The organism is Autumnicola edwardsiae (genome assembly GCF_031846505.1).
Taxonomy (GTDB): domain Bacteria; phylum Bacteroidota; class Bacteroidia; order Flavobacteriales; family Flavobacteriaceae; genus Autumnicola; species Autumnicola edwardsiae.
The window spans coordinates 1-13,929 of the sequence record NZ_JAVRHP010000084.1; the positions used below are offsets into that span (position 1 = coordinate 1).

Annotated in this window: 16 protein-coding genes; 3 read left to right on the forward strand and 13 right to left on the reverse strand. The window is 39.5% G+C overall.

Going from position 1 to position 13,929, the window contains the following annotated elements; genetic code table 11:
• Together RM529_RS13355 and RM529_RS13360 are read left to right on the forward strand one after the other, a co-directional pair.
• Nucleotides 1–303, forward strand: a 303-nt coding sequence (locus tag RM529_RS13355; RefSeq protein ID WP_311485278.1) for a DUF202 domain-containing protein, incomplete at its 5' end; no start/stop codon positions are given.
• 18 nt (nt 304–321) lie between these two features.
• Nucleotides 322–705: a DUF6122 family protein gene (locus RM529_RS13360; protein WP_311485279.1), complete on the forward strand. Its 384-nt coding sequence runs from the start codon at nt 322–324 to the stop codon at nt 703–705.
• On the opposite strand, the gene RM529_RS13365 is transcribed toward RM529_RS13360, so the two are convergent.
• Nucleotides 702–1,622 (reverse strand): DUF302 domain-containing protein, encoded by a 921-nt coding sequence (locus RM529_RS13365; protein ID WP_311485280.1) that lies wholly within the window; start codon nt 1,620–1,622, stop codon nt 702–704. The genes RM529_RS13360 and RM529_RS13365 overlap by 4 nt on opposite strands.
• 215 nt (nt 1,623–1,837) lie before the next feature.
• On the opposite strand from RM529_RS13365, the gene RM529_RS13370 reads away from it, so the two are divergent.
• The gene (locus RM529_RS13370) at nt 1,838–2,452 is read left to right on the forward strand and encodes a deoxynucleoside kinase (protein ID WP_311485281.1); all 615 of its coding nucleotides are present in this window, start codon (nt 1,838–1,840) and stop codon (nt 2,450–2,452) included.
• A gap of 135 nt (nt 2,453–2,587) precedes the next feature.
• On the opposite strand, the gene mgtE is transcribed toward RM529_RS13370, so the two are convergent.
• From mgtE to RM529_RS13430, 12 genes are all read right to left on the reverse strand, one after another.
• Nucleotides 2,588–3,940, reverse strand: coding sequence for a magnesium transporter (mgtE, locus tag RM529_RS13375; RefSeq protein ID WP_311485282.1), 1,353 nt, complete (start codon nt 3,938–3,940; stop codon nt 2,588–2,590).
• Nucleotides 3,924–4,760, reverse strand: a complete 837-nt coding sequence (rsmA, locus tag RM529_RS13380; protein ID WP_311485283.1) for a 16S rRNA (adenine(1518)-N(6)/adenine(1519)-N(6))-dimethyltransferase RsmA — start codon at nt 4,758–4,760, stop codon at nt 3,924–3,926. Before rsmA ends, mgtE begins: the two co-directional genes overlap by 17 nt.
• A gap of 41 nt (nt 4,761–4,801) precedes the next feature.
• A complete protein-coding gene (locus RM529_RS13385) occupies nt 4,802–5,110 on the reverse strand; it encodes a DUF4286 family protein (protein WP_311485284.1) in 309 nt (102 codons plus the stop codon).
• A 36-nt stretch (nt 5,111–5,146) separates the two neighbouring features.
• Nucleotides 5,147–6,931 carry a tetratricopeptide repeat protein gene (locus RM529_RS13390; protein ID WP_311485285.1) on the reverse strand — a complete coding sequence of 595 codons (1,785 nt, stop codon included), beginning with the start codon at nt 6,929–6,931 and terminating at the stop codon, nt 5,147–5,149.
• A 127-nt stretch (nt 6,932–7,058) separates the two neighbouring features.
• The gene (locus tag RM529_RS13395) at nt 7,059–7,265 is read right to left on the reverse strand and encodes a hypothetical protein (RefSeq protein WP_311485286.1); all 207 of its coding nucleotides are present in this window, start codon (nt 7,263–7,265) and stop codon (nt 7,059–7,061) included.
• 117 nt (nt 7,266–7,382) lie between these two features.
• On the reverse strand, nt 7,383–7,910 hold the full coding sequence (locus tag RM529_RS13400; protein ID WP_311485287.1) for a hypothetical protein: 528 nt from the start codon (nt 7,908–7,910) through the stop codon (nt 7,383–7,385).
• Nucleotides 7,911–8,123: 213 nt separating this feature from the next.
• On the reverse strand, nt 8,124–8,312 hold the full coding sequence (locus RM529_RS13405; protein ID WP_311485288.1) for a hypothetical protein: 189 nt from the start codon (nt 8,310–8,312) through the stop codon (nt 8,124–8,126).
• A 71-nt stretch (nt 8,313–8,383) separates the two neighbouring features.
• Complete coding sequence (gene serS, locus RM529_RS13410) at nt 8,384–9,655, reverse strand: serine--tRNA ligase (RefSeq protein WP_311485289.1); 1,272 nt, start codon at nt 9,653–9,655, stop codon at nt 8,384–8,386.
• Between the two features lie 74 nt (nt 9,656–9,729).
• Complete coding sequence (locus RM529_RS13415) at nt 9,730–11,052, reverse strand: HTTM domain-containing protein (RefSeq protein WP_311485290.1); 1,323 nt, start codon at nt 11,050–11,052, stop codon at nt 9,730–9,732.
• Nucleotides 11,042–11,980, reverse strand: coding sequence for a bifunctional riboflavin kinase/FAD synthetase (locus RM529_RS13420; RefSeq protein ID WP_311485291.1), 939 nt, complete (start codon nt 11,978–11,980; stop codon nt 11,042–11,044). The genes RM529_RS13415 and RM529_RS13420 overlap by 11 nt, the downstream gene beginning before the upstream one ends.
• A gap of 6 nt (nt 11,981–11,986) precedes the next feature.
• Nucleotides 11,987–12,613, reverse strand: a complete 627-nt coding sequence (pth, locus tag RM529_RS13425; RefSeq protein WP_311485292.1) for an aminoacyl-tRNA hydrolase — start codon at nt 12,611–12,613, stop codon at nt 11,987–11,989.
• Nucleotides 12,614–13,212: 599 nt separating this feature from the next.
• Nucleotides 13,213–13,866 (reverse strand): 50S ribosomal protein L25/general stress protein Ctc, encoded by a 654-nt coding sequence (locus tag RM529_RS13430; RefSeq protein ID WP_311485293.1) that lies wholly within the window; start codon nt 13,864–13,866, stop codon nt 13,213–13,215.
• Nucleotides 13,867–13,929: the final 63 nt, after the last annotated feature.

The following is a 13,929-nucleotide window of genomic DNA, read 5'->3' on the forward strand; positions in this document are numbered from 1 at the left end:
AAAACCCGCATTATCGATGAGAAACTCATCAGGGAACACCTTGCTTTAGAACGAACAAAACTGGCCAACGAACGTACCGTCCTTTCTTATATAAGAGCTTCTTTATATTTGCTTATTGGCGGCCTGGCACTGCTGCAAATAAAAGAATATGACCACGTAAAATGGCTTGGTTATCTATCACTTTTTATATGTGTTCTTTTTATAACCGTGGGCATCTGGAGATATATTGCACTAAACAGGAAACTTAACAAGCTGCTCCAGCCAGACGACCGGGAGCAGGAAAATACTACAGATAAAGACTAAAATTACTTCCCGGCGCCCATGCTCCAGCCCGCAGTCCATTATTTTCTTCATTTTATCGCTATTGCGCTTATCGCGTGGCTGGTGGATCGTGAGAATTGGAAACAAGCGTACCTTATCCTGCTGGCAACGATGCTGGTGGATCTCGATCATCTATTTGCCACGCCAGTTTTTGATCCAGATCGCTGCGGAATTGGCTACCACCCCCTGCATTCAGAAATGGCAATTATCGGCTATATCTTCGGAAGTATCTTTGTGAAACACCGGATTATAAGGCTGATTTTTATCGGGTTACTTTTTCATATGTTTACCGATCTTATTGATTGTCTCTGGTCGTTCTCCAAATGCAGCGAATGCTATTATGCTTCGGAAATTTATAAGCTGAAGGAGTCCTTTTTCAATTAATTTCCTGCAGCCACTGAAGTAAGGTTCTCCAGTATTTCTACAATTTGCTGAAGCTCTTCAGAATTACCAGGTAGCAAATGCCGTTGGATAAGATAATCTGGATCGTTGTACGAAATATGCACTACCTCATCCTCGTCCTGCCAAACCAGTATTTTTTGAGGCAAATCCAGCGCTACCGTTTGTGACGACTGGATAAGCTGCGCTTCCAGCTCGGGGTATGAAAATATAATTAAAGCCGAAGGCGGAATTTCCACATTTTCGGTAGCCGCGGTAGCCTGGTGGTCCACCTGTGCCACAATATCCAGATTTTCGTTTGAAGAAACAGCACTTCTAAGCGAGTTATAAGTTTCACTGAAACTCTGTATACTTTCTGTAGTAATAATTCCTTCTTCAGAATTTACCGTTGCATCTGCAGAAGATCGAACTTCAGCAGTAGTAGCAGCATTTGCGAGATTCTCCATTAGCGTAGCAAACGCTTCCAGGTTTCCTGTTTGCTCCAGGTTATACCGCGAACTTAAGTAGGAAGCGGAATTGTAAACCACAAAAACTTCTGAATTTTCATTTTGAAAAAACATCATTTTATGAGGCAGGTCCAGCCCGGCAAGGAGATTTTCTTGTAAAAGTGGTGCTTCCAACACCGGATGTGTAAAAAACACGGTATTGGTTGCATTTAAAACCCTTCCGGTAGCAATTGCATTTGCAGCGTGATCTACTTCAGCAAGAATAGCGATATCCAAATTTTGATTCACTGCATTTACAAACGCGGAATAGGTTTCGCTAAATTCATTATTACTTGCCGAATAGCGGGTGCCGGTAACAGCCACAACATCTGAAGAGAATATCACATCACCGGGATCATCATTAGCACAGCCAATAAACAGAAAGCAAAGGCCAAATAAACCACTAAAATTTTTCATGAAAGCATCTTAAAAAGCTCAATTTAAAGCATCTCGATAAACAGAAGAAATCTTTGCCGGTTTTATTGCAGATCCAAGTCGAAAATTTGTTCAGAAAAGATAATATGGTGATTTCATAATAGCTGGAAAAACATATTTTTGCCCTAAAACTTGTATCTTTACTCCCGCTGTTTTAATTTGAACAGCTTCAACAAATCACCCGAAAAACTAGACCTATGCACGTAGCCATCGCCGGAAACATTGGAGCGGGAAAAACCACGCTTACCAGGTTGCTCGCCAAACATTATAAGTGGGAGGCCCAATTTGAAGATGTTCTGGAAAATCCCTATCTCGAAGATTTTTACAATAAAATGGAGCGATGGTCTTTTAACCTTCAGATTTATTTCCTGAACAGCAGGTTTAGGCAGATCCTTCAGATCAGGGAAAGCGGAAAAGATATTATTCAGGACAGGACTATTTATGAAGATGCTTATATTTTTGCTCCTAACCTGCATGCTATGGGCCTGATGCCCAATCGCGATTTTGAGAACTACAAATCTCTCTTTGACCTTATGGAAAGTGTGGTACAGGGTCCCGATTTGCTCATTTACCTAAGGAGCAGTATTCCAAACCTGGTGGCCCAGATCCAGAAACGCGGCCGGGATTACGAAAATTCTATTTCTATTGATTATCTAAGCAGGTTAAACGAGCGCTACGAAGCCTGGGTGCACGATTACAACAAGAGCAATTTGCTGATCATAGATGTAGATAATATTAATTTTGTGGAAAATCCGGAGGATTTAGGTGATATTATTAACCGAATAGACGCGGAATTGCACGGACTTTTTTAATCGGGACTTTCCGCAGGCCGTGTGCTTCCAATTTTATTTGTAAAAGAGTATATGTTGAGCGTAGAAGCCATATTTCTAACTTCAACAGACCTTTGTGACACTGAAGGCCGATAATTGGCATTTATCAGGTATCATTTAGAAATCCAAAATGCTCTTGGCTATAGAAAAGAAGATGATAATCCCGAAAATATCATTACTGGTGGTAATAAAAGGACCGGTGGCCATGGCAGGATCTATACCAAATTTATCCAAAATAATAGGAACAAAAGTACCTATAAGAGCGGCCATAATGATCACCGAAATAAGGGAAATCCCAATGGTAAGCCCAAACCAGAATTCAAAGCCCAGCAGGAATATCCCACCTACAAGAAGCAGCGTCGCCAGCACCACTCCGTTTAAGAGGCTTAACAGCACTTCCTTTACCAGCCTCTGCAAAAGAGAACCTCTTAGCGTTTGATTGGCCAGCCCCTGCAAAACAATTGCTGAAGACTGCACCCCTACATTTCCCGCCATAGCGGCTATTAGCGGCACAAAAAAGAAGAGCGCGGCATGTTCCTGCATAGCGGCATCAAAAGTTCCCAACACCGTAACACTCACAAATCCCCCCAGGAGGGCAAGAATAAGCCATGGCAAACGAGCGCGGGTCAATTTCCAGATGCTTGCATCTGCTTCCACACCTTCAGAAATACCGGCAGCCATTTGGTAATCCCTCTCTGCCTCTTCCCTTATAAAATCCACAATATCGTCTATGGTCACCCGGCCAACCAGGCGGCCCATTTCATCTACCACCGGGATTGCTTCCAAATCATACTTCTGCATGACCCGTGCTACCTCTTCTCCTTCGGTATGCACATTTACATAATCGACATTTGGGATATAAACATCACTGATATTGGCATCGCTGGCAGCGGTGAGAAGGTCCTTAAGCGAAAGCCGCCCCTTTAATTTGTTCTTGTTATCCACCACATAAATGGAATGTACACGGGTAACATTTTCGGCCTGGGCACGCATTTCGGTCATGCAACCTGTCACACTCCAGTTTTCATTCACTTTCACCAGTTCCTTTGCCATTAAACCACCGGCAGAATTCTCGTCATAACGTAAAAGTTCAACGATATCTCCCGCATGCTGTTCATCCTGGATTTCGGCAATAACAGTTTGCTGGCGCTCAAGAGAAAGTTCAGAAATAATATCGGCAGCATCATCGGTATCCATTTCCTCCAGCTCTTCAGCAATTTCTTTTGAAGAAAGGGTTTCCAGGATACGTTCCCGCACACCAATATCCAGCTCCATTATGGCTTCAGCTGTTTTCTGGCTGTCCAGCAATTTTACAAGGTAAGTTGCCTGGTCAAGATCTAACTCAGAGATAATTTCTGCAATATCGGCGTGATGGATATCTTCCAGAAGATCCAGCAACTCCTCATCGTTATGATTTTCGATGAGCAGTTCTATTCTTTCTATAAGTTCCTCACTAACTTGAAATTGCATAAGGCTGAATTTTTAAAGTCAGGTCCATAAAAGCCTCTGTACTTAACTGTTCAGGACGCTGCCCAAATATAGTATCTTCCCTTAGACTATCGGGCAAATCGAAGGTTTTTAAACTATTCCTTAACGTTTTGCGCCGCTGATTAAATGCTGCTTTTACTACACGGAAAAACAGCCGCTCGTCGCAGGGAAGCGAATAATTTTCTTTTCGCCTTAATCGCAACACTCCGCTGTCTACTTTTGGCGGCGGATTAAATACTGAAGGTGGCACGGTAAAGAGATATTCTGCTTCATAAAAAGCCTGCGTAAGCACAGATAAAATCCCGTAGGTTTTATTCCCCTCTTTTTCACAAATCCTCTTTGCCACTTCCTTTTGAAACATTCCTGAAAATTCCGGTACCAAATCACGGTTCTCCAGCACTTTAAAAACAATCTGTGTAGAAATATTATAGGGAAAATTGCCAATTACAGCATAGGATTCCTGCTGGAAAACCTGCGAAAGATCGTACTTTAAAAAATCCTGCTCGTATATCCTGCCGTGCAATGCCGGGTAATTTTCATGGAGATAAGCCACACTTTCGGTATCAATCTCTATTACATGTACTTCTACATCCTTTTGCAGCAAATATTTGGTTAAAACTCCCATTCCTGGGCCTATTTCCAACACCTTTGAGTAATTAGAACCACTTAAAGTATCCGCAATTTGTTCAGCTATACCTTCATCTTTTAAAAAATGTTGGCCCAGGTGCTTTTTTGCCCTTACGCCGTCATTGTCTTCCGCAGTTCCAAAAGAGGGCTTGAATTTTTGCTTCTTTTTCTTCATAATTGTAAAATTATCTGCTCCTTCTGGTGAAGCGGGAAGGATTATTGTTCAGAAATCACTTCTAACTCTGTTCTAAAAGCCACAAATTTCCCTTCAAAAGGCCTTGTTTTCGCTCTTAGTTCCTCCGCATTTTCGTCGTAATATTTCTGAAGTAACTCCCTGCTTTCAGCAGTGTATTGAACAGAATAAGTAATGCCACCCATAGGCTCCTCTACCATCACCCTGGTCATTAAAGCCTTTATAAACTTTCCGGTCTTCAGCATATCCGGAATATGTTCTGTTTTCATCCAGTCCACCCATTTATCATGAATTTCTTCCTGGACATTCGCCGTTACGTTGTATATGTACATATAAGTTTTCTTTAATTGAAGTGTAAAAATCACGGGCTATTCAATCTGATCTCCCCGTAATGTGCGGAAATTTCTTCGGGCATCCACAAAATAGATACTGTCGGCAAAATTAAAAATTATCTGCTCATAATAATTCTTTGCCTTTTCTGGCTCATTAAGATGATTTGCATATAATTCCGCCAGGTAAAAATTGGCATTATCGGCCAAAATATCGTCGTTATAAAATTCGATAATCTGGAGATAATTAGCCTCTGCTTTTTCGTATTCAGCTGCTTTTTCGTGCAATTTCGCCTGTTTTAAAAGCGCTTCGTCTTCAATTTTATCCCCTTTATGATTCTGTAGCACGCTATCCAAAACATTTATAGCTTCAGAATCTTTTTGCTGAAAAGCCAGCAGGTCTGCCCTGGCATATTGTTTTAGTGCTGCCTGCGCAGAATCTTCAACAGAATTATCTTCAATAAGCAGGCTTAACTCCATCGCATCATTGGCGATAAGTTGTGAAGTTGAAGATTTTAAAACATCCAGCTGATTCCTGGCCCATTCAAAATCGCCTTTATAATAACTGGTTTTCGCCACTTTAAAACGTGCATTTTGAGAAAATTCGTCGTTCTTTACCAGTTTCTCCACCTGGGAATAATAAATTAAAGCTTCATTAAATTTCTCTTCCAGCACAAGAATATCGGCGAGTGTCATTTTCACCAAAGCTTTGTCGAAATTACTATCTGCCTTTTCTGAAAGCTCCTTGAGTAAAGCAACTGCTTCTACATTTCTACCTCTTTTAAAAGCCAAAAACGAAGCATAATTGATCTGAAGCGATAACGTATTTGCACCATAACCGAATTCTGACAGTAATTCCTGAAACTCATTATCCAGGGTTTCGTACTCCTCTGGTTTTGCAGTTTCCTGTTTTAACGCCAGTAACAACTCACTTCCCTGTAAAACGGTATTGGATGAAGGGGCTTCTTCTATTACAAATGCTATAATTTCTTTAGCCGTTTCCAAATCGTCATTGTCACGGGTGATAATTGCCAAATTTATGATGCCCTGTAAACCCGAATCTCCACGGCGGTACAAGGCTTTCTCCTGAATAAAAGCACGATTATACTGCTTTTGCTGAACAAAAAGCCAGCTTAAAATTTCATTATAAATTAAAGACGGATTTTCCTGAAGTTTCTTCAGCAGTAAATTTCTAAAGATTATATTAGCTTCTGAAGAAGCATCTTCAGAAATATACCGATTAAATTCTCTGCTGGCTACCGGAAAAAATTTGGGATCGGCATCGATAATGTCCAGGTAATTTCTAAACATTTCTTCAGTCTCTCCCTGCTCTCCATAAATCCTGGCAAGCTGAAGACTAAAATTCATGTCTGCACTAAGCTCCATAGCTCTTTCATAAGTTTTGGAAGCAAAGTCCAGAAGGTTATATCTTTCGAATCCACGGGCTATAGAATAGGCATAATTGGGCCTGCCTTCAACCGCTTCCAGGGCTTCCTCATAAAACTGATTAGCTTTAGCATCGTTTCCCTTCAGGTCGAAGTTGTGCCCAAGCTCTATTAAAACATTAGGATTATTGGCTGAATTGTTGAGCTTTTCATATAGAAGCTTTTCTGCTTCTTCAAAATTTTCCAGTTGCTGGTAAGAGGAAACAACACCCTCAAAAAGCATGGGATTACCCGGATTTTGCTCTAAAAGCTGCTGATAGGTTTTTAGAGCCTTTTCATATTCCCCCTGGTCAAAAAAGTTCCTTGCCAATTGTTCTGACTGGGAAAATAGCGAAAAACTGACGAGTAAAAACAGACCTATGGAAAGCACATAACGCATAGCGTAAAGATAAGAATTTGTGCTGTTTAATCAGGTTTTTAAAAGAGTGGATCTTTATAAAAATACGCAACGACAATAGATGCTGATTTCTTCGCTTTGATGCTTGAATAGAAACTGTATTTGAGAATTACTTCTTAAGCTTCGAATCCATTTTTCTTATGTATCGCGTTGTTGGTAAGATTTCGTCCGGTGGAACTTCTATGATTTTTTGATCTTTTCCAACTATTAGCGGACTATTTTTATATCGTTTAAATTCAACTAGTTTTTTGTAGGATATTTCCAAGCCTTCAACAATCATCTTCCTTCTTTCAGCAATTTCCGCATTTCTATCCATTGTACTTCTCAATTAAATTTCTCCAAACTTCAATATTTCCAATTTCTTCATTGTCCTTAGCTCCTTCTGCAATTTTAGCACTCAGATTTTAGCAACTAATAGTCGTTTAAAAGACGACTACTGGGTTGCTGTTGGTTTATCTTCATGTTTAACTGGTTCTCCCCGTAATAGATCAAAAACATCCTGATCATAAATTCCTGCCGTTAATATTTCATCCTGTTTTATAGAAATATCAATATCATATCTGTCAAACTTAGGATTTTCAGCCATATAGATATCCAGAACATCAAAATATTCCGTAGTTATTCTCAGAATTTTAGATTCCGATTCCCTGTAACCACTCATAACGGGAGTTATTTTTAAATAATTTGTTTCCTTGGGTACCGGTATTATATCAGTGAATCCAATATAGACCTTGTTGCTCTTTAAACTCAGGAACATGAGTTCCCCTGTTTTTGCCGACCTCCTAAAGAGTTTTTCAATTTCATCTCCATACTTCTTCACTGCAAAACTTATTGGCCTGTCATAACCTATAATCAGGACGATCAATAAATTACCGAAAAGAGTAAAAAAGATAGCAATAACGAAAGAAAAAATTGAAGTCCATAAATAATCAATGTGGGTTATAGAAACATTTTCATTCAAAATTTGAAATAGAAAAGGTATAAATTCAGGAAATTGAGCTGAAGTAAGGCTTCGTATGCTAAAGGTGAAAAATAGCAGAAAGACACCTGCTATGATTGAATTAAAGAGAATTCTTTGTGCAGGTAATCTCTGATATCTGTATTTAAAGTAAAGAAAATTTAATAAAATAAAATATCCGCCACATAATGGTAATATCAGCAGATTGTAAGGCATCTAATTGATAAGTCTTTTAAAATCCTGTTGGTTTTTTTGAATATGTTCTTTCAAGGAAACAGATTTCTTTAGAGACTTAATTACACTTCTAACATCTTCCCTCTTAAAAAAGACTTTTTTATCTACGTAAAGCTCGCCATTAAGCTTACCACGGATTCCAGTATCGGATATTTTTCCCTTTTTTGACATAACTAAAAATATTGTTTTATTTTATTATTTGCAAATTAGTTATGATCTAATGCAAGATTCCCAGCCGCAGATTAATCTATAACCTCAAATCCCGTATATGGAATAAGTACTTCCGGAACTTTAATACCTTCCGGAGTCTGGTAGTTTTCAAGGATTCCCGCGAGCACTCTTGGCAGGGCGAGGGCGCTTCCATTTAAGGTGTGCACCAGCTCTTTATTGTTGTCTTTGTCTTTATAGCGCAATTTCAGCCGGTTTGCCTGAAAAGCTTCAAAGTTGGAAACTGAACTTATCTCCAGCCAACGATCCTGTGCTGTGGAAAACACTTCAAAATCATAAGTCAATGCTGAAGTAAAGCCCAGATCACCACCACAAAGGCGAAGAATGCGGTAAGGCAATTTCAGATCCTTGAGAATATTTTTTACGTGTTCTACCATTCCATCCAAAGCTGCATAGGAATCCTGAGGTTTTTCAAGCCTTACCAGCTCCACTTTGTCAAACTGGTGCAGACGGTTTAATCCGCGTACGTGAGCCCCATAAGAACCGGCTTCCCTTCTAAAACACGGGGTATAACCGGTACAGGTAATGGGAAAATCTTTTTCGGTGAGCAGGTTGTCCCTAAACATGTTGGTAATAGGCACCTCTGCAGTTGGGATCATATAAAGATCATCTTCAGCAATATGGTACATCTGCCCTTCTTTATCTGGCAATTGTCCCGTGCCATAACCCGAAGCTTCGTTTACCATTAACGGCAACTGATATTCTGTATATCCCGCTTCCACAGCCTTATCCAGGAAATAAGTAATAAGGGCGCGTTGTAAACGTGCTCCTTTTCCTTTATACACAGGAAAACCGGCTCCCGTGATTTTATTTCCCAACTCAAAATCTATAATATCGTACTTTTTGGCCAGTTCCCAGTGCGGCAAAGAACCTTCAGCCAAAACCGGAATATCACCTTCTTTATAAACCTCTTCATTATCTTCTTCAGAAGTTCCCGCGGGAACAGATTCATGCGGAATATTTGGAATCGTATACAGGTGCTTTTCCATTTCAATAATGGTATTAGCAAGCAGCTCTGAATAATTTTTGGAATTTTCTTTTAACCTTCCGGTTTTCTCTTTTAGCAAATTTGCTTTTTGCTTCTCCCCGTTTTTAAAGAGATTCCCAATTTCTTTAGACAGTTTATTGGATTCGGCTAAAGTGTTGTCCAGCTTCGTTTGGGTAGAACGGCGCATATCATCCAGCTGCAGGATTTCATCAAAGATTCCCTGGGCATCAAAATTTCTCTTTTTTAAAGCTGCTATAAAAGCTTCTTTCTGCTCTCTGATAATGCTGACTTGTAACATAAGGCCGTTAATTTTAAAAGTGCCGGTTATTAAATTTTTTAAAGGAGCAAATGTAACAAAAGCGCGTAAAAGTTCTAGTCTAAATCTGAAGGTAAAATCCAGTCATTATGCCCAAAATGGCTCCATTCTGCCCTGGCCATATCCACTTTGGGATCTATAAGACGTTTGTAGGGACGACCATTTACACTCACCCGGCCATCTATATAGACTTCTATCTCCTTTCCCTGCTCTGCATACTCTTTTTCAAGATACTGGGCAAACTGCCAGAGCATATCGGGTTTGGAATTGATCGCCCTTTGCTGTTTCTTACTTAAATAGTCTTTTTTATCGACCACGAGCGTGTCTGAAGATCCTTTTTCGACAATTTTAAAGCGACTGCTTCCGGTTTTAGTGCGCAACATCATTCTCCAACTCAATCGATGCCCTTCTTCTGTCCACAGCACGTTATCCTGAAAAAACCAGTGCCTTATTGGTAAAGAAATCTGAACGATAAACCAGCACGCTAAAATGGCAATTATCACCTTATTGTAGGAAGGCACAACAACTTCTCCTTTATCGTAGTAAGGTTTTTTCTTCCGAAGGAACCATTTGTTTATTTTTTCTGTAGGAAAAAAGAAAAGAATAAAAGCCAGCGACAGGTAAGGAAAGATACCAATCTGGAAAATAACACTATTGAAGAGATGAAAAAATATTGCCAATATAAATGCGGGAAGGCGCGTTTTTTTCCATAGTAAAAGCGGAATAATCAACAAGTCAAAGATAAGCCCAAACCATGTGATTACCGGTCTTATCCATTGTTGCTGAAGAAAATCCCCCACCAGCCAATAATGCTGCTTACTTTTCATCAATAAATCGGGGACCGTACCATCCAGCCAGTCAGGATAAAATTTGGCGACAGAAGCGTAGGAATACACAATCCATAACTGCAAAACAATAAGTATCCAGACCCAGCGTGGCATGGAGATCTTTCTAATAGATGGGTTTCTTAATGCATCTAGCGAAAAATAGCGGTGCGCTGGCAGGAATGCCATAATGATGCAGAGCAACATTAGCAGGTAATAATGATTGTTATAAGATGATTTTTGCATGAGGTAAACGCCCGCCCACATAATCCCGTAGAGAAAAATACTGAGGCGATATTTAAAGCCCAACATCACAAAAACACCAAATAATCCCATAAGGCCGTAGTACCAGAGCATAAGATCTCCCGGCAACGGCTGCAGAAATTCAAAACCTATAAAATTGAAAGTGAATTTTGGAGGATCTATAAGTGTTCTTTGAATCCATCCGGAAAATATTGCGCCCCAGGCTTCAAGAGTGATCAACAAGCCAAAAAACACTCTAAAAACCACAAGCGCAGAATTATCGATATGTTTAAAAAGCCACCTATTCAGCATAATTATCACGTATGTACTGCCCGGAAAAAGCCTGGTCCTGTTTCATTGCAATTTTTAAAGCTTCTACAGAATCAAACTTTTTCTCATCCCGAATGCGGACTAAAAGTTCTATCTGAAGCCTTTTATCATAAAGATCCTGTTCCAGATCGAAAAAATAGGTTTCGATAGTTTGATCTTCTCCCCCAACAGTAGGGTTTGTTCCAATGTTCATCATCCCAAAGTACGTTTTTCCGTCAATTCTAGATTTCACCACGTAAACCCCGTTTTTTGGAATCAACTTATAATCTTCTTTTATCTGCAGGTTTGCGGTAGGAAAGCCAAAATCTTTCCCGAGGCCACGGCCTTTAACTATATCCCCTGTTAAAGTAAACGGATGCTGAAGGTAATTATTTGCCTTCTCCACCCTTCCTTCATAAAGTGCATTCCTGATTTTAGTAGAACTTACGGCCACAGCTTCCACTTCCTGCTTACTAATTTCTTCTACTTCAAAGCCAAATTGTTCCCCAAATTCCCTCAGGTTTTGAATATCTGCGGTGCGATTTCGTCCAAAACGGTGGTCATAACCAATAATCACCTTTTTGGCCTTTAGCCTGTTTACAAGAATGTCCCGTACGAATTCTAAGGCTGAAAGTCGGGAAAACTGGTGCGTAAAAGGATGAACAATTAAGTGGTCTACGCCCGTAGTTTCCAGGATTTGCTTTCTCTCTGCAATAGTATTTATTAATTTGAGCCCGCTTTCTTTTTGCAGCACCATCCTTGGATGCGGAAAAAATGTAAGGATCGCAGATTCCAGATTATTCGCTTTTGCTGTATTAACCAGCCTTTCTATAATCTTTTGATGACCTGCATGTACGCCATCAAAAGTTCCTATAGTAACTGTAGTCTGGCGCTCACTATTAAAGGCATGTGCTCCCTGATGTTCTTTCAAAGTCGGCTATTTTCCGTTAAAATTATTCATTGTATTTGAAACTCCGGCAGTTCCAAAGGATTTTATGAGTTCTGCAGATTTCTTCAATCTTTCCGGCAGGTTTTTCTCTTCCTCTTCAGTCCATTCCCCAAGCACATAATCTATCTGTTTTCCTTTGGAGAACTCGTCACTAATCCCAAACCTAAACCTGTTGTATTTTGTGGTATTAAGAACATTCTGAATGTCTTTAAGACCATTATGTCCCCCATCGCTGCCTTTGGTTTTGAGGCGTAAAGTTCCAAAAGCCAAATTAAGATCATCGGTAACCACCAGCAGGTTTTCGGGAAGTACTTTTTCTTTCATCATCCAGTAATTCACTGCTTTCCCGCTAAGATTCATATAGGTACTGGGTTTCAGCAAAATAAAGGTGCGCCCTTTAAATTTGAATTGGGCAATATCCCCCAGCCTGTCTGTAGAAAAAGAGATTTCCTCCAGATTGGCGAGATAATCCAAAATCTTAAAGCCTATATTATGCCTTGTATTTTCATATTCGCTACCTATGTTTCCAAGGCCTGCTATTAAAAATTTCTTCATGGGATCTATTTCTTCCTGAGGCTTTCTTTTACTTAATATTCTTCCGAAGAAAGACAGCATATGCTCTTTTTTGGTAAAGATAAAATTTAAAATTAAGTTGAAAGTGGAAAAGAATTTGAAGATTGAAATTAAGTGGAAAGTGGAACAATTTGAGAGTTTGAAGATTTGAAGATTTGAAGAGTGAAATCGAGTGGAAAGTGGAAAGCTCTTTTTGAACTACGCAGGGCAAGGTGTTTTTTTTAGTAAAAGCTGATTTCATTTTAGGTCGAAATTTGTCATTTTTTCTCCTTCCCTTTTTATCTCTTTAACTCTTTCTCTTTTTACTGAAGGCCGAAAATTGCCATTTTTGGATGCTCTTTCAATGGAAAGAGGAACAATTTGAGAATTTTAAGATTCAAGTCGGGTTGAAGTGGAAAGTTCTTACACTGAAGTCACTGATATAAACATCTGAAAGTTTCACGTTCAAAGTTTAAGGTTTCAAGTTTCGGAAATGAGATAATTTAGACCCCTTTTCCTCCTTCCTTTTTTAACTCTTTAACTCTATTTCCTTTTTATTCCTTCACTCCTTCATTCTTTCACTTCTTCACTAAAAAAAAGCATTCCGAATTTCGGAAAAACCGAAACAGGAATGCTTTTAACTTATGCTAAGAATCAGCTATTTATTCTTTGCTCTCTCCTTCAGCTGCTTCATCTACTTCTGTAGCTGGAACCTCATCTGCTGCTACTTCGTCTTCATCTTCATCTTCTTCGAGATCTTCAACGATGTTACGTGAAGTTCTAACCTGGCAGATTACCGTGTTATCTGGATGCTGAATTTTGAAATCATCACTTTCAACAGCAGTAACATAAAGCTTCTGCCCAATCTTAAGCTTGGTAACATCTGCTTCAATATAATCTGGTAAGTCTCCCGGAAGTCCTTTTACTCTTAAACGACGCAGGTTGTAACGTAAAACCCCACCGTTTTTAACCCCACGCGGAATTCCTTCAGTATGAATAGGAATTTCCATAGTAATTGGAGTGTCTTCAAAGATTTCATAAAAATCCATGTGAAGGATAGCGTCTGTCACAGGATGAAATTGAATATCCTGAAGTACAGCGTTATATTTTTTACCGCCTTCTAATTGAATCTCCACCGTGTGAACATCTGGGGTGTAGATAAGGTTCTGGAATGCAATTTCCTCGGCAGCAAAGTGTAAAGGCTCCTGGCCCCCACCATACAATACGCAAGGAACCTGTCCAGCATTACGTAAGGCTTTAGTTGACTTCTTGCCTACGCTTTCTCTTTTAGATCCGTTGATCGTAATTGATTTCATTATTATTAAATTTTAGGCTGCAAAAGTAAATCTTTTTTCGGTTCTATAAAAAGTTATTGTTTA

Bases quoted from the DNA above. Each gene is read 5' to 3' on its own strand.
- RM529_RS13415 (WP_311485290.1), bottom strand. From the start codon at position 11,052: ATGCTGAATAGGTGGCTTTTTAAACATATCGATAATTCTGCGCTTGTG.
- RM529_RS13385 (WP_311485284.1), bottom strand. From the start codon at position 5,110: ATGTACATATACAACGTAACGGCGAATGTCCAGGAAGAAATTCATGAT.
- RM529_RS13390 (WP_311485285.1), bottom strand. From the start codon at position 6,931: ATGCGTTATGTGCTTTCCATAGGTCTGTTTTTACTCGTCAGTTTTTCG.
- RM529_RS13365 (WP_311485280.1), bottom strand. From the start codon at position 1,622: ATGAAAAATTTTAGTGGTTTATTTGGCCTTTGCTTTCTGTTTATTGGC.
- RM529_RS13405 (WP_311485288.1), bottom strand. From the start codon at position 8,312: ATGTCAAAAAAGGGAAAAATATCCGATACTGGAATCCGTGGTAAGCTT.
- mgtE (WP_311485282.1), bottom strand. From the start codon at position 3,940: ATGCAATTTCAAGTTAGTGAGGAACTTATAGAAAGAATAGAACTGCTC.
- RM529_RS13395 (WP_311485286.1), bottom strand. From the start codon at position 7,265: ATGGATAGAAATGCGGAAATTGCTGAAAGAAGGAAGATGATTGTTGAA.
- RM529_RS13370 (WP_311485281.1), top strand. From the start codon at position 1,838: ATGCACGTAGCCATCGCCGGAAACATTGGAGCGGGAAAAACCACGCTT.
- RM529_RS13430 (WP_311485293.1), bottom strand. From the start codon at position 13,866: ATGAAATCAATTACGATCAACGGATCTAAAAGAGAAAGCGTAGGCAAG.
- serS (WP_311485289.1), bottom strand. From the start codon at position 9,655: ATGTTACAAGTCAGCATTATCAGAGAGCAGAAAGAAGCTTTTATAGCA.
- rsmA (WP_311485283.1), bottom strand. From the start codon at position 4,760: ATGAAGAAAAAGAAGCAAAAATTCAAGCCCTCTTTTGGAACTGCGGAA.
- pth (WP_311485292.1), bottom strand. From the start codon at position 12,613: ATGCTGTCTTTCTTCGGAAGAATATTAAGTAAAAGAAAGCCTCAGGAA.
- RM529_RS13360 (WP_311485279.1), top strand. From the start codon at position 322: ATGCTCCAGCCCGCAGTCCATTATTTTCTTCATTTTATCGCTATTGCG.